We start from the raw sequence: 23,411 nt of genomic DNA, 5'->3' as shown, positions 1-23,411 counted from the left end.
GACGGGGGCGGCGACGCCGCGCGTCGCCGCGGCCGAGCTCAGCCCGCGGCGCGCTGGCGTCGCCAGCGCGCGGGTCGCGTGAACAGCGCCATCGCGGCGCTCACGACCGCGGCGGCGTACCACGGGATGTCCTGCACCGTCCCGTAGACGGTCCGCGCGCGCATGAACCTCGCCTCGCCGAGGAGCGACTGCTCCTTGAAGGTGTCGCTGTGCACGACGACGCGCCCGACCGGATCCACGATGGCGGAGACGCCGCTGTTCGTGGCGCGAACGAGGTACCGGCGGTGCTCGATCGCCCGCATCTTCGCGAGCGCGAGGTGGATCCACGGCTCGGTCGTGTCGCCGAACCAGGCGTCGTTCGTCAGGTTGACGAGCAGGTCCGGGTCGCCCTCCGCGACGAGCTTGTTCACGAAGTGCGGCAGGATGTCCTCGTAGCAGATCATCGTCGCGAGCCTGTGGCCGTTCCACTCGAGCGGCGCGAGCGACGTGCCCGGGCTGAAGCGCCCCGAGTTCGGCGACAGCGTGTAGAGGTACGGGATCGTGTCGCCGAGCGGGAGGTACTCGCCGAACGCGAGGAGGTACTGCTTGTCGTACCGCCCGAGGATCTCGCCGTTCTCGCCGGCCATCAGCGCCGTGTTGAAGCTCACGCCGCGCTCGTACGTGTTCGGGGGCAGCCGGTGGATGACCGTACCGACCACCGTGGGCACGCCGAGCCGGCTCGTGAGCGAGCGCTGGACCTCGGTCTTGTAGGCCGACTCGCGGAAGGCCTGCGGCACGCCAGCCTCGCTCCACACGACGAGCCCGGCGCCCTGCTTCGCGAGCTCGCGGGTCCGGTTCACGTGGATCTTGGCCGCGTTCCGGCGATCGAAGAGCGCCAGGTTCGGCTGGACGATCCCGATCGTGATCGGCTCGGCCGCGGCGGTGGCCGCGTCCACGGCGCGCATCCGGACGACGCCGTACACGGCGGCGAGGGCGGGGGCCGCGATGCCCACCGCGACGACCGCGCGGTTCAGCGGGCGACCGCGCCCAGGCGGCGTGGCGTCGCGGTACGGGGGCGGCGCGCCCGGCGCGGCGGGCGACGCGGCGCGCGGCAGCTTGCGATCCATCCAGAACATCACGAGCTCGGCGATGGCGAGGTTCGCGGCGACGAGCACCAGACCGACGAGGTAGGGACCGCCGAGATCGGCGACCTGACCCATCACCGGCGCGTTGTGGACGGAGGCGCCGTAGTACCAGGGGAAGAGCAGCGGGAAGACGAGCTCGCTCGTCACGAACGCGAGCGCGAAGGCCACGGGGCCCGGCCAGCCGCGCGCCTCGGCCCGCCCGTAGAGCCAGCCGCACAGGGCGATGCGCCCTGCCTGGTAGGCGCACAGGATCGCCATGAAGAGCGCGCAGAGGATCGTCGGGAATCCGCTGAACACCCGGAGCATCTCGAGCAGCCAGTAGAAGCCGGTCATCGTCATGACGAAGCCGGCGATCCAGCCGAGCAGGGCCGCGCGCCGCGGCGTCTGCCCGCGCAGCGCCACGATGAGCGGGACGAGGCCGAAGAACGAGATCGGCCAGAGATCCATCCCCGGGAACCCGAGGAAGTAGAAGAGCCCGCTGAGCGCCGCGAGCCCGCAGGCGAGGCGCGCGGGAAGCGGTCGCACCGCGCTCGCCGCGCTCGCACCGCGCGGCGCCTCCGGCCGAGGGAGGCTCGCGGCCTCGCCGCCGCTGGGGTCTGCGCTTGGAGCCTCGTTCTCTTGCTGGTGCGCGGTCGTCATCGGGGGCGCCGGAAGGAGGAGAAGCAGCGCGCCGCCGTGGCGCGGTGGAACCTGAGGGGGCCGGGCATGGCGGCCCCCGTATTGAAGGGACGCCGCCGCCACGTCAACCCGCTCGGCGCCGCCGGTCGTGACCCGCTCGGCGCGGGCGCGGATCCGCTCCGCGCGCTCGAGAACCGCTGCTGCTGCTTCGACGCGGGGCAGCGATGCGCTCGACGCGAAGCCTGGAGAGCCGCGCGCGCGCGTACGCCGCGAGCGGACGATCCGGGCGTTCCCGCCTCGGCGCACGCCGGCCATGGCGGCGGAAAGTCGCGCAGAACGTGCCTGGTCCCCGTGGTTCGTGACTACACTGCGCACGTAGAGCCCATGTCGAAGATCCTTCACATCGAGGACGATCCCGCGAACCGCCTGCTCGTCCGCAAGCTGCTCCAGAACGCCGGCTACGAGGTCCTCGAGGCCGCCGACGGGCTCGAAGGGGTGCGCCTCGCCTGTGCCCATCACCCCGACCTCGTCCTCGTCGACCTGAACATCCCGGGGCTCGACGGGTTCGAGGTCACCCTGCGCCTGCGCGGCGAGGCGTCGCTCGCCGGCGTGCCCATCGTGGCGATCACCGCCGAGGGCGACCGGGACACGAGCCTCGCCGTGGGCTGCGACGGCTTCCTCCAGAAGCCGATCGACGCGCGCTCGTTCTCCGCGATCATCGCCCGCTACCTCAGCGGCGCGCGCGAGGAGCTCCCCGCGTCGCAGGGGCCGCTCCGGCTGCGCGAGCAGAGCCAGCGCATCGTCGCCCACCTCGAGCAGAAGGTGGCGGAGCTCTCGCGCGCGAACGCCCGGCTCCGCGAGCTCGACGCGGCGCGCACCGAGTTCTACCGCAACATCTCGCACGAGCTGGCCACGCCGATGACCCCGATCGTCGGGTACGTGAAGCTGCTCGCCGACGAGGAGCTCGGCCCGCTCAACAAGGCCCAGAAGAAGGCGTTGCTCGCGATGGAGGACTGCGTCCGCAGGCTCCGGTCGCTCATCGACAACCTGCTCGACGTGACCGGCATCGAGACGGGCCGGATGCGCTTCATGCACTCCGAGTACGACTTCCTCGACACGACGCGGCGCGCCCTCGCCCAGGTGGCCGACCGCTTCGCCGAGGGGAAGGTCCAGCTCGTCGAGGACCTGCCCCGCGGCCCGCTGCCCGCGTGGGGTGACGCGGGCCGGCTCCAGCGCGCCATGATCCAGCTCTTCGAGAACGCGGCGAAGTTCACGCCGGCCGGCGGCACGGCGGGCGTGCGCGTCAGCGTGCTCCAGTCGGGGCACTACGAGCTCTGCGTGGCCGACACGGGGCCCGGGGTGAAGGCCGACCGGCAGCAGCGCATCTTCGAGCCGTTCTACCAGGTCGACGGCTCGGCCACGCGCGCCTACGGCGGCGTCGGCGTCGGCCTCGCGATCGCGCGGCGCACGGCCCGGGGGCTCGGCGGCGACGTGCGCGTCGTGTCGCCGAGCAACGAGGTCATCGAGGGCGAGACGCTCACCGGGTCGGCGTTCTACCTGACCGTCGCCCGGCGGGCGCCCCTCCAGGACGACGGCAGCTCGCCGGGCCGGCTCGGCCCCCCGTCGTCGCCGCCCTACGATCCGTCCACCTGATGGCCGGTCGCGTCATCTACCTCGACTGGAACGCCACGACGCCGCCGCACCCCGAGGTCCTGGCGGCGATGCAGGCCGCCGCCGAGGTGGCGTGGGCCAACCCGGCGAGCGTGCACGGACCGGGGCGCCGGGCGCGCGCGTTCATCGAGCAGGCGCGGGAGGCGGTCGCCCGTCTGACGGGGTTCGACGCGCGCGACGTGACGCTCACCTCGGGCGGCACCGAGGCGAACAACCTCGCGCTCTGGCACGCGTTCGGCGACGAGAACGCCGGGGATCGGGCGGCCGGCGCGCGGCTCCACGGCGCGCTCGTCGTCTCGCGCATCGAGCACCCCTCGGTCACCCGCGCCGCGGAGGCCCTCGCCGGCCGCGGCGTCGAGGTCGCGTGGGTCGACCCCGAGCCGTCCGGCCGGGTCGCGCCGGAGGCGCTCTCGGCCGCCCTCGATCGGGCGGCGGCGGTCGCCCCCGTGCGGCTCGTGAGCCTCCAGGCGGTGAACCACGAGACGGGGATCGTCCAGCCGGTCGCCGAGGCCGCGGCGCTCGCCCACGCCCGCGGGGCGCGTCTGCACGTGGACGCCGTGCAGGCCGTGGGGCGCCTCCCGGAGGCGTGGACCGGGGCGGATCTCGTGTCGGTCGCGGCCCACAAGATCCGGGGCCCCAAGGGCATCGGCGCCCTCGCCGTGCGGCCGGGCATCCGGCTCCGGCCCGTCCTCTTCGGCGGCGCCCAGGAGCGCGGGCTCCGCCCCGGGACGCAGGACCCGATCGCCGCGGCCGGCTTTGCCGCGGCCGCCCGCCGCGCGCTCGACGGCCCTGCCCGGTACGCCGCGCTCGCGCCGCTCCGCGACCGCCTCGAGGCCGACCTCGTGGCCGCCGGGCGCGCCGCCGGCGCCGCGCCGATCCGCAACGGGGAGGGCGCGCGCGCCCCCCACGTCACGAACCTCTCCTGGCCCGGCTGGCGCGGCGACGAGCTCTGCGCCGCGCTCGACCTGGAAGGCGTCGCCGTATCCAGCGGCTCGGCCTGCAGCGCCGGGACCGCCGAGCCGTCGCCGGTCCTCACCGCGATGCTCGGACCCGAGCGGGCGGCGTCCGCCGTGAGGTTCTCGATCGGCGAGGAGACGACCGAGGCCGACCTCGCCGAGGCGGCGCGCCGCGCGGCCCGCGTGCTCTCCCGCCTGCGGCCAGTTCCAGCCGGAACCTGAGTCGTTCCGGCCTTCTACGGCGAGGTCATTGGTTCTTGAACCATCCCTCGAGCCATTCCGGGCAACCGCGGAGAGAAGGGTGAGTCCACAGGGGTAACTCCTGGTAGCGACTCGTGTTTTCAGGGGGGGTGTGGATTCTTTTTATCGATCCATTGAATGGATCGAATCGGCCGTCTTCCTGGGAACCTGTTCAGCAATGGACCGGTGGCTCGAACTCGCATCAGATTTATGTCGTATCTTGTTGTAATTGCTAAATATTTATCGTTGATAAGGGATTGTACTACGGCGGTTCCGGGGGACTCCCGTGGCGCTCGATGGTGGTCACCGCGGGCGCATTGATCGAGGCAATGCGCGCAAGCTTCCGTGGGCGGCGGGTTCGCCCTGCGGCGCGGCGGGATTGTCGCGCGGCGCGCGATCCCGCGCACCGCGCAGCCCCGGGCCGGTCGGGTGGGCCATCGCACGCGCCGCGCTCACCGCGGCGGCATCCCGACGCGACGACCTCGCGGCGCGGGCCCGTCCGCTCACCGCGGCGCGGCGCCTCGTGGCTGCGGCTGCGCCCGCGAAGGATCGCGCGCGCAGTCAGGCGCAGCGCTTCTGCTGGGCTACGCGCGCCGCGCGGGGCTACGCGCGCGCCGCGCGGCGCTGTCGGACGACCTCGTAGAGCGCGATCGCCCCGGCGACCGAGGCGTTCAGCGACGAGATGGGGCCGGTCATCGGCAGCCGGGCCACGTGCTGGCAGACGCGGCGGACCGAGCGCCGCGTGCCCTTGTCCTCGGCGCCGATCACGATCGCGACCGGGCCGGTCAGCGGCAGCTCGCCGAGCTCCACCGGGCCCTGCGCGTCGAGCGCGATGGCGGCGACGCCCCGCGCGGCGAGCGCTTCGAGGGCGTCGGGCAGGGAGCGCACGCGGCAGAGCCGCGCGTGCTCGATGGCGCCCGCCGAGGCACGGAACGTCGCCGGGGTGAGCGGCGCCGAGCTGTGCTCGGGCCACAGGATCGCCCGCGCGCCGAGCGCGACGGCGCTGCGGATCACCGCGCCGAAGTTCTGCGGGTCCATCACGCCGTCGAGCGCCACCGTGATCGTGCCGCCGCCCGGCTCTCCCTCCTCGACGACCGGGATCGCGTCGACCCCGACGATCTGGAGCTCCGGCGCCGACGCGACCGCCCCCTGGTGACGGCCGCCGGCGCTGCGGCGATCGAGCTCCCCGCGGGGCGCGCGCTCGGTCGGGATGCCCTGGCCCTCCGCGAGGCGCGCGAGCGCGTCCAGCTTCGGGCCGCCGTCGCGCTGGACGAGGACCCACCCGATCCGCGCGCCGTGCGCGCGGATCGCCTCCCGGACCGGCTGCAGACCGTAGACGATGCGGCTCACGTCAGCGCGCCGGGTGGAGCGTGTGCGCGATCTCCTGCACGATCGAGCGCGCCGCCGCGAGCGGGTCGGCCGCCTCGCGGATCGGCCGGCCGATCACGAGGAGATCGGCGCCGGCCGAGATCGCGGCCGACGGCGTGGCGATGCGCTTCTGATCGTCGACGCGGGCGCCGGCCGGCCCCGGGCCGAGGCGGATGCCCGGCGTCACGAGGAGCTCGCCCGGGCCGAGCGCCTGCCGCAGCGCCGGCACCTCGTGCGGCGAGGCGACGAACCCGTGGATGCCGGCGCCGCGCGCGAGCTGCGCCATCCGGAGCACGTGGTCCGATGCGCTCCCCTGGACGCCCTGCGCGGCGAGATCGCCGTCGTCGAGCGACGTGAGCACCGTGACCGCGAGCAGGATCAGGTCCGGCGAGCGCGCCGCCTCCTGCGCCGCGCGCCGCAGCATCTCGGCGCCGCCGGCCGCGTGCACCGTCAGGTAGCGGACCCCGAGCGCGGCGGCGCTCGCCACCGCGCCGGCCACCGTCGCCGGGATGTCGTGCAGCTTGAGATCGAGGAAGACGTCGAGCCCGAGCTCCTTGCCGATCTCGACCGCCCGCGGGCCCTCGCGGACGAACAGCTCCAGGCCGACCTTGAGCACGCCGATCGACGGCGCGACGCGGGTCGCCGCCGCCCTGGCCTCGTCCAGGCTCGGGTAGTCGAGCGGGAAGACGAGCCTGCGGCGCGCCTCGTCGAGCGAGCTGCCGCCGAGGCTCGTCCTCTGCCTCACGGAGTTGGGCATGCGGTGATCTCGTCCGGTGATCAGAGGCAGCTGCACAGCGGATCGCCAGGGGCGCAGTTGCAGGGGGCCTTGGCGCCGCCCCCGCTCGCCGGAGCGCCGCCAGCGGCCGGCCGGCCGCTGCCGCGGCTGCTGCGGAGCTGGTCCTGCTTCTGCTGCTCCTGCTCGAGCTGCTTCTGGAGCGAGAGGCGCGTCGCCTCGTCCTTGGCGCTCGCGAGCTGATCGCGCAGCCCGGACATCTTGGACTCGGACTCCCTGAACTGCGCCTCGAGGCGCTTGTTCGCCTCCTCGAGCTCGCGGGCGCGCGCGGCCTCGGCCGCGATGCGCGCCTCGTTCTCCTGCGCCGACTTGACGGCGGCGATCGTGACGCCGCCGATCACCAGCACGCTGGCGATCGCGCCGCCGATCAGGAGCTTGCGCAGCTTCTTCTTCCCCTCGTCCTGCTGCAGCGCCGCGAGCGAGCGCTCGTGGTGCTGCTGCGCGGCCATCGCCTCGAGCCGCGCCTTCTGCTCGGCCTCGACGCGCGCCTTCTCGATCTCGGCCTGGCGGATGGCCTCGAGCCGCGCGGCCTCCTCGCGCGCGCGGCGCTCCTCGTTGCGACGGCGCTCCTCCTCGGTGCGGATGCGCAGCTCCTCGGCCTCGCGCGCGGCGCGCTCCGCCTCGATCCGGGCCTTCTCGGCGGCGGCGGCGGCGGCGGCCTTCTGGGCCTCTTCGGTCTTGATGCGATCCTCCTCGAGGTTCATCAGCTCCTTGAGCGAGAACAGGACCGAGCTTTCCTTCTGTTCCGACATGACCTCGTGGCTCCTTCGATCGAGCGCGTGCTGTTTGGCTAACCAGGGGGCGTTGCGGAGACCCTGCAGGTGCCCTGGGCGGGGCCACCAAGCAGGCAGATTGTGACCCGCAGAGCGGCTATCACGCAATTATTCACGACGACCGCGACCCTCGTCACGCCGAGGACTCGCGGAGCCGCCAGGCTGATTATCGCCGTGGTGAACGACTGGTACCAGGGGAAATCGCAGCGCTCCGTCCCTTCCACCTCCGTCACCATCCGCTGCCGTCCGTCGCCGTCCGCTGTCGTCCGTCACCGTCCGCTGCCGTCCGCGAGCGTCCTTGAGCGCCCGTGGCCGCGCGGGCGGGGCCTGCGGATACCCGCGCACCCGCGCGCCGCGGACAGCACCGGGCGACCTGTGCCGTCGCGGAGGCGCCCGGGGCGCGCTCGGGAAGGGAACGCCCGATACGGTGCCGCGCGCCACCTCGGTACGGTCCCGTTGGATTCTCGACGGCTCTCCGGTAGCTTCGCGCGCCCATGGCAAAGGTCATCAAGGCGCACATCACCGGTACGGTCTGGAAGATCGAGGTCAAGCCGGGCGACACGGTCGAAGAGGGGACCGTCGTCGTCATCCTCGAGTCCATGAAGATGGAGATGCCCGTCGAGGCGGAAGAAGAGGGCACGGTCGAGGAGATCCTCGTCACCGAGGGGGCCTCGGTCACCGAGGGCGCCCCGCTCGTCAAGCTGGCCTGACCGCCCGGGCCGGCCGGCGCTCAGCCCACGCACAGCTCCCACGCGCAGGTTCCGCGCGCACGCCGGCGTCCCCGCCGCGGCGAGGACGTCGGCGCGCGCTCACTCGCGCCAGAAGAACTTCCAGGGGTTGTGCTTGAGGTCGCGCGCGAGCTCCTGGAGGTCGTCGAAGAGCTGTTCGTCCATCACGAGCGCGCCCACCGTCCCCTTGCCGCGCTTCACGTGGGCGAGGACCTCCTGGGCGTCGGCGGTCGCCGCCCGCGCCCGGCCCGCGATCTCGGCGATGTCGTCGAGCGTCTTCTTGATCTTCGCCTGCTCCGCCTCGCTGCCCACGGTGGCCGAGAGCCGGCGCGCGTTCGCCAGCGTCTCGCGCGCGTCGTCCAGGAGCGGCGGCAGATCGCGCGCGGCCGTGCCGCTCACCTGATCCGCGTTCGCGAGGATGCGGTCGATCTGCGGGTTGTTCACGTACTTCTGCCGGGCGTCCTTCACGAGCTCGGTGCCGTCGAGGCTGATCTGCTCGACGTTCTCGGCGATGCGATCGAGCCGATCCTGGTTCCTGTGCATGAAGTCGCCGGTGCCCTTCAGCGTCTTCCGGAGCCCGTCGAACGCCTCGCCGACCTCCTCGCGGTGCTCGCGCATCGCGGTGACGGTCGCGTGCAAGAGCTCGTAGCCCTCGGCCAGGAGCATGTCGAGGCGCGGCGGATCGAGCCCGCGGACGACGGCGTTCTCGGGGAGCACCGGCCTGTCGGTCGAGCCGGGCTCGATCGCGAGGAACTGCTCGCCCAGCACGCCCTGCGTCGTGACGTAGAAGGTGGCGTTGTCGTGGATGCTCTGCTGATACCGCTCCTCGATGCGCACCTGGATCCGCACGAGCGGCTCCCGCCGGCCGTCCTTGCCCATCTGGCCGCCGCGGAAATGGATCTCGCTGAGCTTGCCGACCTCCACCCCGGCGATCTTCACGGGCGCCCCGGTCTGGAGGCCGCCCGGGTTGTCGAAATCGACGTAGATGGAGTACTTCGGCTGGAAGTTGACCCCGCCCATCACGAGGATGAAGGTGGCGAGGAGCCCGATCGCCGTAAGGATGAGGATCCCGACTTTGACCTCGATCGACCGCGGGCTTGCCATGGGCCTGTCATCTTCTCCTATCTGGCGGCAGGGAGGTGAGCGAAATGGGCCAGGATCTGCCTGCTCTGGCGCAGGTTCCCACGCCGGCGCCATGACGCTCCGCGCCGCCCGGCCGCTGCATGGTCGTGACTTGCCTTGACGCAACCGCTCTTGCCGCGAAAGCCACGATGATCTCGTTCCGAAATGTCAGGAAATCCTTTGGACCCAAGGAGGTCCTCAAGGATGTCTCGTTCGACGTCGCAGACGGCGAGGTGTTCTTCATCATCGGGCAGTCGGGGGTCGGGAAGAGCGTGCTCATCAAGCACCTCGTGGGGCTGCTCTACCCGGACGGCGGGGAGATCTGGCTCGACGGCGAGGACGTGAGCCGCTTCGACGAGGCCCGGATGTACCCGGTGCGGATGAAGTGCGCGATGGTCTTCCAGCACTCGACGCTGTTCGACTCGATGACGTGCGCCGAGAACGTCGCGCTCCCGCTCCGCAAGCACAAGGGGCTCAAGCCGAAGGAGGCGCTCTCCGAGGCGCGGCGGCGGCTCGAGCAGGTGCACATGCGCGAGTTCGCGGACCGCTTCCCGCCGGAGCTCGGCGACGGCATGCGCAAGCGCGTCGCCATCGCGCGCGCGCTCACGCTCGACCCGCGCTACGTGCTCTTCGACGAGCCGACCACGAGCCTCGACCCGGTGAGCGCGCGCCGCGTCGACAAGCTGATCCGCGAGCTCAGCGACACGCTGGGCGTGACGAGCATCGTGGTGAGCCACGACCTCGTCAGCATCTTCTCGATCGCCGACCGCATCGTGATGCTCTATCAGGGGCTCGTCCGCCTGATCGGCGATCGCGGCGCGTTCCAGGGCTCGACGGACCCGATCGTGCGGCAGTTCATCACCGGGAGCGCCGAGGGGCCGATCGAGTGAGGCGCCGATCGCGGTGCGCCGGCGGCTAGCGGAAGATCAGGAAGGCGGCGGCCGAGATCAGCATGTTCAGCACGATGACGGCGAGCGAGGAGTTCACGACCGCCCGCGTCGTCGCCCAGCCGACGCCCTCGCTGCCGCCGAAGGTCGACAGGCCGGAGTGGCCGGAGACGACCGGGATCGCGGCGCCGTAGGCGAGGCACTTCGCGAGGCCGGTCGCGAGATCGCCGGCGTCGACGAGGCTCACGTTCATGAACGTCTCGGGGCTCACGTCGAACATGCTGTACGCGGTGACCATCCCCGTGGTGAACGCGACCGCGGCGCTCCAGACGAGCAGGCACGTCGTCATGAGCAGGCTCGCGATGAACCGCGGCTTGAGCAGGTAGTCGATCGGGTCGGCCGCGCACATGCGGAGCGCGTCGACCTGCTCGGTGACGACCATCGAGCCGATCTCGGCGGCGATGCCCGCGCCGACGCGCGTGGCCAGCATCAGCGCGCCGATCGAGGCGGCGAGATCGCGCACGAGCAGCTCGAGGTAGGTCGCGCCGAGCATGGTCAGATCCGGGATGACCCGCTTCGCCTGCTGGCCGGCCTGGAAGACCATGATCATCCCGATGAAGCCCATCACGACCGTCAGGAAGAAGATCGACTTGTTGCCGATCTCGTACATCTGCACGAGCACGGCGCCGGGCTCGCGGCGGCCCTTGAAGCAATAATAAAGGGTCCTGACAAATACGGAGTACAGCTCGCGCGCCGACCGGAAGAGCGACAGCGCGGCCCCGCCGAGCGCGGCGACGCCGGACAGCTCCGGCGCGACGTCCCGGAGCTCGCTCGAGGGCGGCCCCGCGCTCGCGCGATCGGCCGCGTTCGCGCGGTCCCGGGGGCTCTTGTGGGGGAGGTCCATGCGCGGCGCCGGCTGTCAGTCGAGCGTGAACGAGACGAAGTAGTCGAGGATGAAGATGCCGGCGGCGGAAGCGACGACGGTCGCGTTGACGGCGCGGCCGACGCCGGGGGCGCCGCCGGTCACGCCGAGGCCGTACTGGCAGCTCGAGAGCGCGAGGACGACGCCGAAGACGACGCTCTTGACGAGGCCGCTCATGACGTCGCCGATGCCGAGCAGGCCGCTCGTGAGGCCGTTGTAGAACACGGCGGGCGCGACGCCGAGCAGGAGGTCGCCGGTGAAAGCGGCGCCGAGGAGGGCGAGCGCGTCGGCGAAGATCACCGAGAGGAGCAGCGTGAGGACCATCGCTAGGAAGCGCGGGGCGATGAGGAAGCTCACCGGGTCGATCGCGAGGACGCGGAGGGCGTCGATCTGCTCGGTGACGACCATGGTGCCGAGCTCGGCGGTGTTGTTGGCGCCGACGCGGCCGTTGATCATGAGCGCGGTGAGCAGCGGGGCGATCTCGCGGAGCGTGCCGAAGCCGGCGCCCCAGCCGAGCAGGCCGTGCGCGCCGAACCGCTCGACCAGCGGCGCCGCCTGGATGACCATGATCGCGCCGGTGAAGAGCGCGGTCACGGCGACGATGGGCATCGACTTGACGCCCATCTTGTAGAGGTTGCGCATGAACTCGGCGCCGTCGACGCGGAGCGTGGCGACGCGCACCGCGATCTGGCCCGCGAGCACCGCCATGCCGCCCACCGTGGCGGCGATCTGGAGGAACGAGCCGCCCAGCTGGTGAACGCCGGAAGGGTCCTCTGCACGGGGCGCGGGCCGCCGCGCCGGGCGCGGGCCGCCAGGGGAGGCGAGCGCGCCCGGGCCGCGCACGGCGGTGCCTGGGCCAGCGGGGGACGTCATGAGACCGGGGAGCTTAGCCCAACGCTCCCGCGGCGCGCGGCCCGATCGGACGCGATCCGACCCGAGCGGAGACCGGGACGGCTGGTCAAGCCGGAGATCGTTCTCTACCAGAGAGTACCTGAGAGGCGTCTTCCCCTGTGCGATGGCAAACGCGCAGTCGCGTGCGCAATGCCGGCGCGCCTCACGCCGCCTCACGCCGCCTCACGCCGGACGAGCGCGCCGGCGGCGGCGATGGCCGGTCTGCGGCGCTCGGTTCTCGGCCTCCGGAGCGCGTGAAGCAGAAAGAAGCGTAACCCATGTCCACCGGCGAGCGTGTCCACACCTTCAGCGACGAGCACAGGACTGGGCTGCTCGACGACGGGCGGACGTTCGCTGTCCTCTCGGCCGCGACGTTCGCGCTGAAGGCGATCTTCGTGAAGCTCGCCTACGCCGCGCACCCGATCGACGCGGTGTCGCTGCTCGCGCTGCGGATGGGCATCGCGCTGCCGTTCTTCCTGTGGCTCGCCCGCCGCGAGCGCGGCGCGAACGCCGCGCCCATGACGCCCCGCCTGTGGGCGGGCGTGATCGTCGTCGGGTTCCTCGGATATTACCTCTCCAGCCTGTTCGACTTCATCGGGCTCACGTACATCAGCACAGGCCTCGAGCGCCTGATCCTGTTCGTGTATCCGACGCTCGTCCTGCTGATCGGCGCCGTGTGGCTGAAGCAGCCGGTGCGCGCCAAGGCCTGGGGAGCGCTCGCCGTCTGCTATCTCGGCCTCGCGGCGGCCGTGTGGCACGATCTCGAGCAGTCCGGGGACACGCGCGCCGTCGCGATCGGCGGAGCGTGGGTGTTCGCGAGCTCGGTGACGTACGCGCTCTACTACATCGGCGTCGGCAGGCTCGCCGCGGCGGTCGGCTCGACGCGCCTCGCCGCGTACTGCGGGGCGACGTCGTGCGTGATGGTGCTCGCGCACCACGCCGTGGCCGGGAGCCCCGCCCGGCTCGCCGAGATCCCGGCGTCGGTGTGGGCGTACGCGGCGGCGATGGCGACGGTCAGCACCGTGCTGCCGATCGTCCTGCTCGCGGCCGCGATCCGGCGGCTCGGCGCGGGCCGCGCAGCGACGTTCTCGACGCTCGGCCCGGTGCTCACGATCGCGTTCTCCTGGGTCATCCTGGGCGAGCCGTTCGCGTGGCAGCAGGTCCTCGGGCTCGCGCTGGTCGTGGGCGGGGTGAGCTGGCTCGGCAAGATGCGCTGAGCCGGCTCGGGCGGCGCGCTGAGCCGGCTCAGCGCGCCTGCGCCGGCTGGTCGAAGAGCTCGCTCCGGACGCGCTCGCGCTCGCGCTCGACCTGCTCGGCCGTCGCGCCGAGCCGCACGAGCAGGCGCTCGGTCATCGAGAACGCGACCTCCGCCTCGCCCGTCACCACGACGTCCGCGCCCGCCTTCTTCAGCGGCCCCGCCTCGCGCAGGTAGAAGGCGCGGGCCAGGACGAACAGCCCCGGGTTCATGCCCTTCGCCTGCTCGATCACCCCGTCGCCGGGCGCGCCCGCCGACGTGTAGAGCAGGCTGTCGGCCTTCCCGACCCCGGCGCGCTCGAGGATCTCCCGCTGCGTCGCGTCGCCGTAGATCGCGTGGATGCCCTGGGCCTGCAGCACCTTCACCGTGTCGAGGTTCAGCTCGATGATGGTCGGCTCGATGGCGTTCTCCCGGAGCAGCCGCGTCAGCGTCCTGCCGACAGGGCCGTAGCCGACGACGATGGCGCGGTGCGCGAGCTCGTCGGCGTGCGCAGGCTCCTCGCCGTCCGCGTCCGCCGCGGCGGCCTGGCGGCGCAGGAAGAAGGATGACGTCCACCGCGCGAGGCGGTCCCGGATGCTGAAGAGCAGCGGGTTCAGCGTGATCGACGCGATCGACACGACGACGAGCGCCTGCGCGGCCTCGTCGGGCATGACGCCGAGCTGCCGGCCGAGCGCGGCGAGGATGAACGAGAACTCGCCGATCTGCGCGAGCGACAGGGCCACGGCGAAGGCCGTCTTCATCGGGCGGCGGAGCAGCAGCACCACGACGAGCGCGGCGATCGGCTTGCCGATCAGCACGACGGCGAGGGTCGCCAGCGTGATGGGCCAGCCGGCGGCGAGCTGCGCGGGGTCGAGGAGCATGCCCACCGAGACGAAGAACAGCACGGCGAACGCGTCGCGCATCGGGAGCGCCTCGGAGGCGGCGCGCGAGCTGAAGTCGGACTGGCCGACGACGAGGCCGCCGAGGAACGCGCCGAGCGCCATCGACGAGCCGAAGAGCTTCGCCGAGCCCACGGCGACGCCGAGCGCGACGACGAGCACCGTGAGCGTGAAGAGCTCGCGCGAGCCCGTCTTCGCCACGTAGCCGAGCAGCACCGGGATCACGCGCTGGCCGACGATGAAGGTGAAGGCGACGAGCCCGGCGAGCTTCAGGATCGCGAGCCCCACCGAGATCGCGACGCCCGTGACGCCGCCCGAGGCGCCCCCGACGAGGCCGGGGAGCAGCACGAGCACGAGGACGGTGAAGACGTCCTCCAGGACGAGCCAGCCGACGGCGAGGTGGCCGGCGGGGGTGTGCAGGACGTGGCTGTCGCTCAGGACGCGCGTGAGCACGACGGTGCTCGCCACGGAGATCGCGACGCCGAAGACGAGCGACGCGGCCCACGACCACCCCGCGACGCGGCCGACGAGGGCGCCGAGCACCGTGGCGACCGCGATCTGGAGGAGGGCGCCGGGCACCGCGACCTTCCGGACGGCGAGGAGCTCCCGGACGTGGAACTGCAGGCCGACCCCGAACATCAGCAGGATGACCCCGATCTCCGCGAGCTGGTCGGCGATCGCCTTGTGGGCAACGAAGCCCGGCGTGAAGGGGCCGACGAGGATCCCGGCCAGCAGGTAGCCGACGATGGGGGACAGCCTCATGCGCTGGGTGATGAAGCCGAGCGCGAGGGCCGCCGTGAGCCCACCCGTCAGCGTGAAGATGAGGTCGAGTTCGTGCGGCATGCCCGGCACCAGTAGCGCTTTTCGTCGCTGGCCGCAGCGGCTGCGTCGCGCGGTGGTGACGATCGCGGCCCGGGCGGCGCACGCGCGACCCGGGCGGGGCCGCGGCGCAGCGTGGCCGGCCGGCGAGCACCGCCGGGCGAGCGTCGCTACTTGCCGACGACGCCGATCGCCTCGTACTCCTCGATGATCTGCGGCTCTTCCCTGGCCTTCGCGATCCACTCCTGCATCGCGGGGAGCCCCAGGATCGACGCGACGTAGCGGCGTGAGACGTCGTCGAGCTCGACCCCGTAGGTGTTGAACCGCGTGGCGACCGGCGCGTACATCGCGTCCGCCACGCTGAAGCGCCCGAACAGGAACTCGCCCCCTTGGCCGAAGCGGGCGCGGCAGTCGCCCCAGATCGCCCGGACGCGCGCGATGTCCTGAGAGGCCGCCTCCGTGAGCGCCACGCCCTGGATCTTGCGCCGCACGTTCATCGGCAGCGCGGTGCGCAGCGCCGCGAAGCTGCTCGCCATCTCGGCGCTCACCGACCGGGCGACGGCGCGCGCCTCGCGCGCGTCCGGCCAGAGCTTCGCGTCGGGGAAGAGCTCCGCCACGTACTCGGCGATCGCGAGCGACTCCCAGAGGGTGAGCGCCCCGTGCTTCAGGGCAGGCACCTTGCCCGAGGGGGAGTGGCGCTGGATCTCCGTCGTGCGCTGGCCCGGCGCCCGGAGCGGGATCATCACCTCGTCGAACGCGGCACCGGCGTGCTTCAGGACGAGCCACGGCCGGAGCGACCACGACGAATAGGACCTGTTTCCGATGTAGAGTGTGAGCTCAGCCATGCCGGGAGCCTACCATCGCTGACCGCCGCGCGACGGCGCGCGAGCGCATCAGCGCGCGAGCGCATCAGCGCGCCGGGCGCATCACGCCGCCGGCTCGCCCCCGAACACCTCGCTCGCCAGCGCCTCCACCGCCATGCGCACCGCCTCGTCGCTGGTGTGGCGCACCCGGAACCCGAGCGCGGCCAGCTTGCTCGGATCCATCCGCGAGCGCGGCACGTCGCCGGGCCACCCGCGCTCGCCGCCCTGATACCGGATCACCGCGTCCGGGTAGGGCGACGCCGCCACGCACAGCTCCGCGATGCGGGAGACGCTCGTCGTGTCCTCGGGCGCGAGGTTGTAGACGTTCAGCCGATCTCCGGCGCGGTCGAAGCCGAACAGCATCCCGTCGGCGCAGTCACGGACATCGAGGTACGGCTTCGACTGGCGCCCATCGCCGAGCACCTCGAGCTCGGTCCGCCGATCGCGCAGCTTCCTGAGGAAATCGAGCGCCGCGCCGTGCGTCCCGCGCGGGCCGACCACGTTGCCGAAGCGGTAGATCCACGCCGTGAGGCCGAAGCACTCGACGTAGGCGCTGACGAGCGCCTCGCCCGCGAGCTTGCTCGCGCCGTACAGCGAGATGGGCAAGGAGCCGAGATCTCCCTCGGCGCACGTCCGCGGCGTGTCGCCGTAGACCGTGCCGGAGGACGAGAAGATCAGCCGGCCCACCCCGGCGCGCCGCATCGCCTCGAGCACGTTGTACGTGGCGATCGTCCCCTGCTCGAGGTCGAGCCGCGTGCGCGCGAGCCCCCAGCGCGCCTCGGGGTTCGCGGCGAGGTGGACGACGAGATCGTGGCCCACCATGGCCTCGGTGAGCCGCTCGAGGTCCAGCGCGTCCGCCTCGATGAGCGTCGCGCGACCGGAGGCGAGGTGCTGCGCGACGAACGCGCGGCGACCGACAGAGAGGTTGTCGTACAGCGTCACGGGGCCGCGCGCGACGAGGCGATCGGTGAGGTGGCTCCCGATGAAGCCGGCGCCGCCGACGACGAACGACCTGAGCTGGGTCATCGCGCGCCCTCCGCGCCCGCCGTCCGCTCGGCGCCCGCGCGCTCGATCCGCGCCGCGAACTGGAGGCGATCCTGCGTCACGAGGCGGAACGGCAGATCGTGGATGCGCAGCGGCCACTCGAGGCCGGTGATGCGCCCGCCCGCGCCGTGGACGAGCTCGACGAGCTCACCCGGGGTGAAGTAGGTCCCACGCACCTCGACGCCCGGCGCGGCGTTCCCGACGAGATCCATCCAGAGCAGCACCTTCTCCGAGACCGGGCCGAACCGGAAGTGGTCCTTCACCGCGACGACGCGCGACGCGACCCGGAGGGCCTCGGCGAGCAGCGCGCCGGGGCGCGCGCAGTGGTGCAGCACGTCGGAGAGGAGCACCGCCTCGAACGCGCCGTCGGGGAAGGGGAGCCGCTCGCCGTCATAAGCGGCGACCGGCAGCGCCGCCCCGGGCCGCGCCTTCACGTCCACGCCGACGACGCGCTGGGCGCCCACGCGGCGCGCGACCGAGAGCGCGACCGTCCCGTCGCCCGCGCCCACGTCGAGCAGCGACGCCGCGCGGCCCACCTGCGCGGCCAGGGCCCGCGCGACGCGGCCAACGCGGGGTACGTGGACCAGGCGATGGTGCAGCGAGAACAAGGCGTGTTCCAGGACCATCATGCCAACTCCCACATCCGAGCCCGGCGCCGCCCGCGCCGGAGCGCCGGAGCGCCGGAGCGCCGGAGCGCCGGAGCGCCGGAGCGCCGGAGCGCCGGAGCGCCGGAGCGCCGCGGCACGCTAGTCGAGCGCGCGGGGACGGGCAACGCCCCGAGGGCGCCCGTCATCGCATGGGGCGCCGAGGGCTGCCCTCGCGCGGGAAGGGCAGAGCGCCGGGCGACCGCGGCCTGACGGGACAGCGGCGACATCGCGAAGAACAACCCCTCTCCAGGACTGTCATCGAGGCGCCGTATGCCACGGAAGCGGAACGAGCGGGATGCCCGCGAACTCCCGCGCTCCTGACATGATGGCTGAAGCGCGCAATTCATGGCTCCCGACCCGAACGGAGGGCCGCGATGCAACAAGCCCTCTTCCAGCATCTACGGCGATGACCGCCCCGGGCTCGCCGCTCGAGCTGTACTCGCCCGCTCTCGCTTGACCGATTCGCGTCATCGAACATAGCTGACTTGATGATCGGCACACGCGGGAAAGGGCTCATGAAATACGATGTGCGCTGGTTCTTTCTGGCCTCCCTCCACATCGCTCTTCCGGCGTGCAGTGGAGAGCCTGGAGACCGGGAGGCGGGCCGGGACACTGCCCTTCCGGGCGGCGAGGAGCCCGGCGAGGCGACGTTCGCGCCGGATGAGCCGACGGAGCTCTGGTTCGTGGAGTTCGAGCGCGCGCCGTCGGTGAGCGGCGGGCGCGCGCGCGCCGGAGGCCTGTCCGACGAGGCTCGCGCGCGGTTCCGCCGGACGGCCGTCGAGCGAGGGCTCCGGTACAGACAGCGATTTTCGTTCGAGGATCTCTGGAACGGCATCTCCGTCCGCGTCGCGCGCGAGGGCGCCGAGGCGCTCCCGGAGATGCCCGGGGTCAAGGCCGTCTATCCGGTCCTGCCGGTCGATCTCGACATCGTCCGCGCGGCGGCGACCATCGAGCCGGACCTCGGCGTCGCGGGCGAGATGTCGGGCGTTGACATCGTGCGCCGGGACGTCGGCGTGACCGGTCAGGACATCCGCGTCGGCGTGATCGACAGCGGCGTTGACTACCATCACCCCGATCTCGGCGGCTGCTTCGGGCCGGGCTGCCGCGTGGCGTTCGGCCACGATTTCGTCGGCGACGACTTCGCCTCCGGCGACGCGAACAGGCAGCCCGCGCCCGACGACGACCCCGACGATTGCCTGGGCCACGGCACGCACGTCGCCGGCATCATCGGGGCGAACGGCGTCGTGGAGGGCGTGGCGCCGGACGTGACCTTCGGCGCCTACCGCGTGTTCGGCTGCCGCGGCGGCTCGCGCGCCGACATCATCGTCAAGGCCATGGAGCGCGCGGCCGACGACGGCATGGACGTGGTCAACATCAGCATCGGCACGCCGTTCCAGTGGCCGGACTACCCGACCGCGGCGGCCGCGAGCGCGCTCGTAGCGCGCGGGGTCGTTGTCGTCGCCTCGATCGGCAACAGCGGCGAGAAGGGGCTCTGGGCCGCGGGCGCGCCCGGCGTCGGCGACGCGGTCATCGGCACCGCGTCGGTCGACGGCGCGCGCCTCACCAGCCTGTCGTTCACCGTCGCGCCGGGCGACGTCGCGATCGGTTACACGCGCGCGGTCGGCAGCCCGCCCGCGCCGCTCTCGGGCAGCGCCCCGCTGGCGCGCACCGGGACGCCCACCAGCGCGCGCGACGGCTGCACGGCGCTCCCGGCGGGCAGCCTCGCGGGCAAGATCGCGCTCGTCCGCCGCGGCGGCTGCCCGTTCCCCGAGAAGGCCGCGCGCGCCCAGGCCGCGGGCGCCGTCGGCGTCGTGCTCTACAACGACCGGCCCGGTGCGATGAACCCCTCGGTCGTGGGGCGCGACCGGATCACCATCCCGGTCGTGGGGATCGCGCAGGCGGACGGCGCGCTCCTCAACGCGCGCCTCGACGCGGGGGCCGTGACCCACACGTGGACCGACCGGGCCGTGGCCGCGCAGAACGGCACCGCGGGCCTCGTCTCCGGCTTCAGCTCGCACGGCCTGAGCGCGGCGCTCTCCTTCAAGCCGGACATCGCCGCGCCCGGCGGCTCGATCTACTCGACGGTGCCCGTCGAGCTCGGCGCGTACGACTCGCTGAGCGGCACGTCGATGGCGGCGCCGCACGTGGCCGGGGCCGTCGCGCTCCTGCTCGGCGCGCGCCCGGAGCTCTCCCCGGCGCGCGTGCGCGACGTCCTGCAGAACAGCGCGATCCCCGCGCCGTGGAGCGGCGATCCCGCCGCCGGGGTGCCGGAGGGCGCGTACAGGCAGGGCGCCGGGATGATCCGCGTCGACCGCGCGATCCGCGCGACGACGCTGATCAGCCCCGGCAAGCTGGCGCTCGGCGAGAGCGAGGCCGGCCCCGTCACGCGCACGCTGACGCTCGAGAACGTGGCCGCGCACGACGTCACCTACGATCTGTCGCACGCGCCCGCCGCGTGCGCGACGGGCGGCGACCACTGGGCCCCGCGGAGCGAGACGGCCGGCGCCGCGCGCGTCGACTTCAGCGCGCCGAGCGTCACCGTGCCATCGCTCGGGAGCGCGACCGTCTCGGTCACCGTCCGGGCGAGCGACGCGCTCGCGGACGGGGGCCTGTTCGGCGGCTACCTCGTGTTCACGCCGCGCGGCGGCGCGGCCGACGGCGCGCTGCGGGTGCCGTACGCGGGCTTCAAGGGCGACTACCAGCGCGTGCCCGTGCTCAAGACGTCAGGGCACGGGGCGCCGTGGCTGGGCAAGGTGAACGGGACGCGCGTGACGCCCCAGCCGGGCGGCGCGACGTACACGCTGGCGTCGGGCGACATCCCGGTCCTGATGGTCCACCTCGACCACGGCGCGGAGCGCCTGACCATGGACGTTGTCGGGGCCGCCACGGGCCAGGCGTGGGGGCGCGCCCTGGAGCTCTCCCACGTCGGCCAGAGCTCGTCGGCGACGGCGGTCACGCGGTACGGGTGGAAGGGCACGACGAAGCGCGGCGGTCGCCCCGTCGTCGTGCCGGACGGCGATTACGTGATCAAGCTGCGCGCGCTCAGGGCGCTCGGCGATCCGGGCAACGACGCGCACTGGGATTCGTGGACGTCGCCCGTCATCACCCTGGATCGGCCGTGATGGGCTCGCTCAGGGCGCCTTGTAGACGAGCACCGGCCGGAGCCGGCGGACGACGCGCACGAGCTCGCGCTGCGCCCGCATGAGGGGGACGCGGCGGTACAACCCCGCGAGGAGCCGCGCCGCGCGATCGCGGTCGGCGAGGAGGCGTGAGGGCAGGCGCGCAAGGCGTGCGCGGCCGGGGCCACCCCCCGCGGACCGCGCGCGCCTGCCCCTGGCCGGTGCGCCGCCCGGCGAGGGCGCTACGTCGCCTGGCGATGGGAATGCGTGTGCGCGGCGCACTGGTGCTCGGCGACCCGCGCGACGTAGCCGAGCATCCGGCTCGTGACGAGCTGCATCAGGGGCGCCGTCAGGGCGTCCCAGAGGAAGAGCTGCCGGCGCGTCCGCGTGTCGGTCGCGCGGATCCGCGCCTCGTACGAGAGCAGCGTGCGGCGCTGGCCGTGGGGCGTCACGACGAAGCCGGCGGCTGCCTTGATGTGGCCGGGGCAGTCGAACGCCTTGAACTCGGCGGCGGTCCGCCCCGAGAACAGGCTCTCCGTGCGCATCGGCCGCGCGATCGCCCCGACGACGATCTCGGAGCCTTCCTTCTCGGCCAGCTTGATCTGGCCATAGTCCTGGACGTTCTGGAGCGACACGCGCGCGGGCGCGGGAAGCGGCGCGAGCCCGAGCCGGCGCCGGGCGCGCCGCACGTCGGCCACGCGGAGCGCGAAGAAGGCGCGGAGCACCAGAGAGCGGCTCTTCGCGAAATCGACCCTCCGCAGCGCGGCGTACGTCACCTCCGGAGGCGCCATCACCACGATCTCCTGGTTCACGACGATGTCGGCCTCCGGGAGGAACGACTCGAGCAGCGTGGGGCCCGTGGCGGTGCGCTGCTGTCCCTCGAGCGGGCCCTCCGTCGTTGCCTGTCCCTCACCCTGTCGGCTGTCACTCTGCTGTGTCGAGATGTTCTGCATGGCGAACTACCCCCCCGCGGTGTTTCCTTGGGACAGGCTCGACGGATCGCCACCGGGCGTCTCCTGCTTTTGGATCGAGGACCGGAGAGCGCCTGGAATGTCAGATGGACAGAAAGGGTGTGGCAACAACGCGCAACCATCCGCAACGACGCGCAACGATGCGAGAGTCACGATGTGAGAAAGAGAATTGGAACCACAGAGGGCACAGAGGGCACAGAGGAAAGAGAGAGGGAGAGAGGGGGAGATTTCTTTCCTTCTCTCCTCTGCGCCCTCTGTGCCTCTGTGGTTCCAACTCTTCCCCCCGGCAGCCGACGCCGCCGCGGGCGCCGGGGGGTCAGCCCGGGAGGCGCCGGGACGACTCCGCCATGCGGTGGGCGATGCGGAAGGCCATCTCGAGCGACTGTCGGTAGTTGAGCCGCGGGTCGCACAGGCTCGCGTAGCGCCGGTCGAGATCGGACTCGGTGAGCCCGGCGCCGATGCACTCGGTGACATCGTCGCCGGTGAGCTCGAAATGGACGCCGCCGAGGTGGGAGCCGAGCGCCTCGTGCACCTCGAAGCTGGCCTCGATCTCGGTGAGGATATCCTCGAAATTCCGTGTCTTGATCCCGCCGGACGTCGTCTGGGTGTTCCCGTGCATCGGATCGGACATCCAGAGCACCTTGCGCCCCGCCGCGCGCACCGCCTCGATGAGCGGCGGCAGCCCGTCGCGCACGCGGCCGGCGCCCATGCGCACGATGAGCACGATCTTTCCCGGCTCGTCCGCGGGGTTCAGCCGATCGAGGAGGCGGATCACCTCGCCGGGGACCGTCTTCGGGCCGAGCTTGATGCCCACCGGGTTCTCTACCCCGCTGAAGAACTCGACGTGCGCGCCGTCGGGCTGCCGCGTGCGCTCGCCGATCCAGGGCAGGTGGGTCGTCAGGTCGTAGTAGCCGGGGCGGCGCGCGACCTTCCGGGTCTGCGCGGACTCGTAGTGCAGGTTGAGCCCCTCGTGGCTCGTGAAGAACTCGACCCGCGACAGCTCCCCGACGGGGACCTCGGCGAGCGCCTCCATGAACCGGAGGGCCTCCCCGACCTGCTCGGTCATCCGCTGGTACCGCTCGCGCAGCTCGCCGGGCAGATCCGCCCGCTCGAGGAAGCTCAGGTCCCAGTACTCCGGGTGGTGCAGATCGGCGAAGCCGCCCTCCGACAGCGAACGGATGAAGTTCAGCGTCAGCGCCGCGTGCTGGTAGCCCGCCACCATCAGGCCCGGATCCGGGCGGCGGGCGGCGGCCTCGAAGGGAGCCCGGTTGATGAGATCCCCGAAATAGCTCGGCAAGCTCACGCCGGCGCGCGTCTCGACCGGGCTCGATCGCGGCTTTGCATACTGGCCGGCAAAGCGCCCGAGGCGCACCACCGGCCGGCGCGCGCCGTGCACCAGCACGAGCGACATCTGGAGCAGGATCTTCAGCTTGTTCGTGACGATGTTCGGACGACAATCGTCCAGCGTCTCCGCGCAGTCGCCCCCCTGCAGCACGAACCGCCGCCCGAGCTGCGCCTGGGCCAGATGGCCCTTGAGCCGCTCGACCTCCCACGAGGTCACGAGCGGCGGCAGCGCGCGGAGCTTCTCGACGGCCGCGACGACGGCGTCGGCGTCTTCATAGGGGAGCGGCGCTGCGTTGGGACGTTCACGCCATGAGTCGGGCGACCAGGATTGAGCAGGAACGGACATGCGTTGAGCCCTGATATGGCAAGGCTCCCACC

General features: G+C 72.5%; 19 protein-coding genes. 6 read left to right on the top strand and 13 right to left on the bottom strand.

Annotated features, from left to right (window positions below; translation table 11 throughout):
* Positions 1-38: 38 nt before the first annotated feature.
* Positions 39-1,649 carry an apolipoprotein N-acyltransferase gene (gene lnt, locus WMF24_RS19335; RefSeq protein WP_437737906.1) on the bottom strand — a complete coding sequence of 537 codons (1,611 nt, stop codon included), beginning with the start codon at positions 1,647-1,649 and terminating at the stop codon, positions 39-41.
* A 477-nt stretch (positions 1,650-2,126) separates the two neighbouring features.
* Here lnt and WMF24_RS19330 point away from each other — a divergent pair, with 477 nt between their 5' ends.
* Both WMF24_RS19330 and WMF24_RS19325 read left to right on the top strand, forming a co-directional pair.
* Positions 2,127-3,395 (top strand): hybrid sensor histidine kinase/response regulator, encoded by a 1,269-nt coding sequence (locus WMF24_RS19330; protein ID WP_437737905.1) that lies wholly within the window; start codon positions 2,127-2,129, stop codon positions 3,393-3,395.
* Positions 3,395-4,591 (top strand): cysteine desulfurase family protein, encoded by a 1,197-nt coding sequence (locus tag WMF24_RS19325; protein ID WP_437737904.1) that lies wholly within the window; start codon positions 3,395-3,397, stop codon positions 4,589-4,591. The genes WMF24_RS19330 and WMF24_RS19325 overlap by 1 nt, the downstream gene beginning before the upstream one ends.
* A 621-nt stretch (positions 4,592-5,212) precedes the next feature.
* On the opposite strand, the gene WMF24_RS19320 is transcribed toward WMF24_RS19325, so the two are convergent.
* From WMF24_RS19320 to WMF24_RS19310, 3 genes are read right to left on the bottom strand one after another with little or no spacing between them, the layout of a single operon-like run.
* A complete protein-coding gene (locus WMF24_RS19320; protein WP_437737903.1) occupies positions 5,213-5,959 on the bottom strand; it encodes a TrmH family RNA methyltransferase in 747 nt (248 codons plus the stop codon).
* Between the two features lies 1 nt (position 5,960).
* Positions 5,961-6,734, bottom strand: coding sequence for an orotidine-5'-phosphate decarboxylase (pyrF, locus tag WMF24_RS19315; RefSeq protein ID WP_437737902.1), 774 nt, complete (start codon positions 6,732-6,734; stop codon positions 5,961-5,963).
* Positions 6,735-6,754: 20 nt separating this feature from the next.
* Complete coding sequence (locus WMF24_RS19310; RefSeq protein WP_437737901.1) at positions 6,755-7,522, bottom strand: hypothetical protein; 768 nt, start codon at positions 7,520-7,522, stop codon at positions 6,755-6,757.
* A 515-nt stretch (positions 7,523-8,037) separates the two neighbouring features.
* Here WMF24_RS19310 and WMF24_RS19305 point away from each other — a divergent pair.
* Positions 8,038-8,253, top strand: a complete 216-nt coding sequence (locus tag WMF24_RS19305; RefSeq protein WP_437737900.1) for an acetyl-CoA carboxylase biotin carboxyl carrier protein subunit — start codon at positions 8,038-8,040, stop codon at positions 8,251-8,253.
* Between the two features lie 99 nt (positions 8,254-8,352).
* On the opposite strand, the gene WMF24_RS19300 is transcribed toward WMF24_RS19305, so the two are convergent.
* Positions 8,353-9,375 carry an MlaD family protein gene (locus WMF24_RS19300; protein ID WP_437737899.1) on the bottom strand — a complete coding sequence of 341 codons (1,023 nt, stop codon included), beginning with the start codon at positions 9,373-9,375 and terminating at the stop codon, positions 8,353-8,355.
* 167 nt (positions 9,376-9,542) lie between these two features.
* On the opposite strand from WMF24_RS19300, the gene WMF24_RS19295 reads away from it, so the two are divergent.
* Positions 9,543-10,283: an ABC transporter ATP-binding protein gene (locus WMF24_RS19295; RefSeq protein WP_437737898.1), complete on the top strand. Its 741-nt coding sequence runs from the start codon at positions 9,543-9,545 to the stop codon at positions 10,281-10,283.
* A gap of 25 nt (positions 10,284-10,308) precedes the next feature.
* On the opposite strand, the gene WMF24_RS19290 is transcribed toward WMF24_RS19295, so the two are convergent.
* Both WMF24_RS19290 and WMF24_RS19285 read right to left on the bottom strand, forming a co-directional pair.
* A complete protein-coding gene (locus WMF24_RS19290) occupies positions 10,309-11,184 on the bottom strand; it encodes an MlaE family ABC transporter permease (protein ID WP_437737897.1) in 876 nt (291 codons plus the stop codon).
* Positions 11,185-11,199: 15 nt separating this feature from the next.
* Positions 11,200-12,075 carry an MlaE family ABC transporter permease gene (locus tag WMF24_RS19285; protein WP_437737896.1) on the bottom strand — a complete coding sequence of 292 codons (876 nt, stop codon included), beginning with the start codon at positions 12,073-12,075 and terminating at the stop codon, positions 11,200-11,202.
* Between the two features lie 296 nt (positions 12,076-12,371).
* On the opposite strand from WMF24_RS19285, the gene WMF24_RS19280 reads away from it, so the two are divergent.
* Complete coding sequence (locus WMF24_RS19280; protein WP_437737895.1) at positions 12,372-13,310, top strand: DMT family transporter; 939 nt, start codon at positions 12,372-12,374, stop codon at positions 13,308-13,310.
* A 28-nt stretch (positions 13,311-13,338) separates the two neighbouring features.
* Here WMF24_RS19280 and WMF24_RS19275 read toward each other — a convergent pair whose 3' ends face one another.
* The 4 genes from WMF24_RS19275 to WMF24_RS19260 form a co-directional block, all read right to left on the bottom strand.
* Positions 13,339-15,069, bottom strand: a complete 1,731-nt coding sequence (locus WMF24_RS19275; protein WP_437737894.1) for a cation:proton antiporter — start codon at positions 15,067-15,069, stop codon at positions 13,339-13,341.
* A gap of 146 nt (positions 15,070-15,215) precedes the next feature.
* Positions 15,216-15,890 carry a glutathione S-transferase family protein gene (locus WMF24_RS19270; RefSeq protein ID WP_437737893.1) on the bottom strand — a complete coding sequence of 225 codons (675 nt, stop codon included), beginning with the start codon at positions 15,888-15,890 and terminating at the stop codon, positions 15,216-15,218.
* 81 nt (positions 15,891-15,971) lie between these two features.
* Positions 15,972-16,934, bottom strand: coding sequence for an NAD-dependent epimerase/dehydratase family protein (locus WMF24_RS19265; RefSeq protein WP_437737892.1), 963 nt, complete (start codon positions 16,932-16,934; stop codon positions 15,972-15,974).
* On the bottom strand, positions 16,931-17,581 hold the full coding sequence (locus WMF24_RS19260) for a class I SAM-dependent methyltransferase (protein WP_437737891.1): 651 nt from the start codon (positions 17,579-17,581) through the stop codon (positions 16,931-16,933). The genes WMF24_RS19265 and WMF24_RS19260 overlap by 4 nt, the downstream gene beginning before the upstream one ends.
* 533 nt (positions 17,582-18,114) lie before the next feature.
* Here WMF24_RS19260 and WMF24_RS19255 point away from each other — a divergent pair.
* Positions 18,115-20,721, top strand: a complete 2,607-nt coding sequence (locus WMF24_RS19255; protein ID WP_437737890.1) for a S8 family serine peptidase — start codon at positions 18,115-18,117, stop codon at positions 20,719-20,721.
* A 239-nt stretch (positions 20,722-20,960) separates the two neighbouring features.
* Here WMF24_RS19255 and WMF24_RS19250 read toward each other — a convergent pair whose 3' ends face one another.
* Both WMF24_RS19250 and WMF24_RS19245 read right to left on the bottom strand, forming a co-directional pair.
* A complete protein-coding gene (locus tag WMF24_RS19250; RefSeq protein ID WP_437737889.1) occupies positions 20,961-21,671 on the bottom strand; it encodes a hypothetical protein in 711 nt (236 codons plus the stop codon).
* 334 nt (positions 21,672-22,005) lie between these two features.
* Complete coding sequence (locus tag WMF24_RS19245) at positions 22,006-23,379, bottom strand: 3-deoxy-7-phosphoheptulonate synthase class II (RefSeq protein WP_437737888.1); 1,374 nt, start codon at positions 23,377-23,379, stop codon at positions 22,006-22,008.
* Positions 23,380-23,411: the final 32 nt, after the last annotated feature.

This window comes from Sorangium sp. So ce1335 (assembly GCF_051521615.1).
Taxonomy (GTDB): Bacteria; Myxococcota_A; Polyangia; order Polyangiales; family Polyangiaceae; genus Sorangium.
This window is presented reverse-complemented; position numbering and strand designations above follow the sequence as displayed.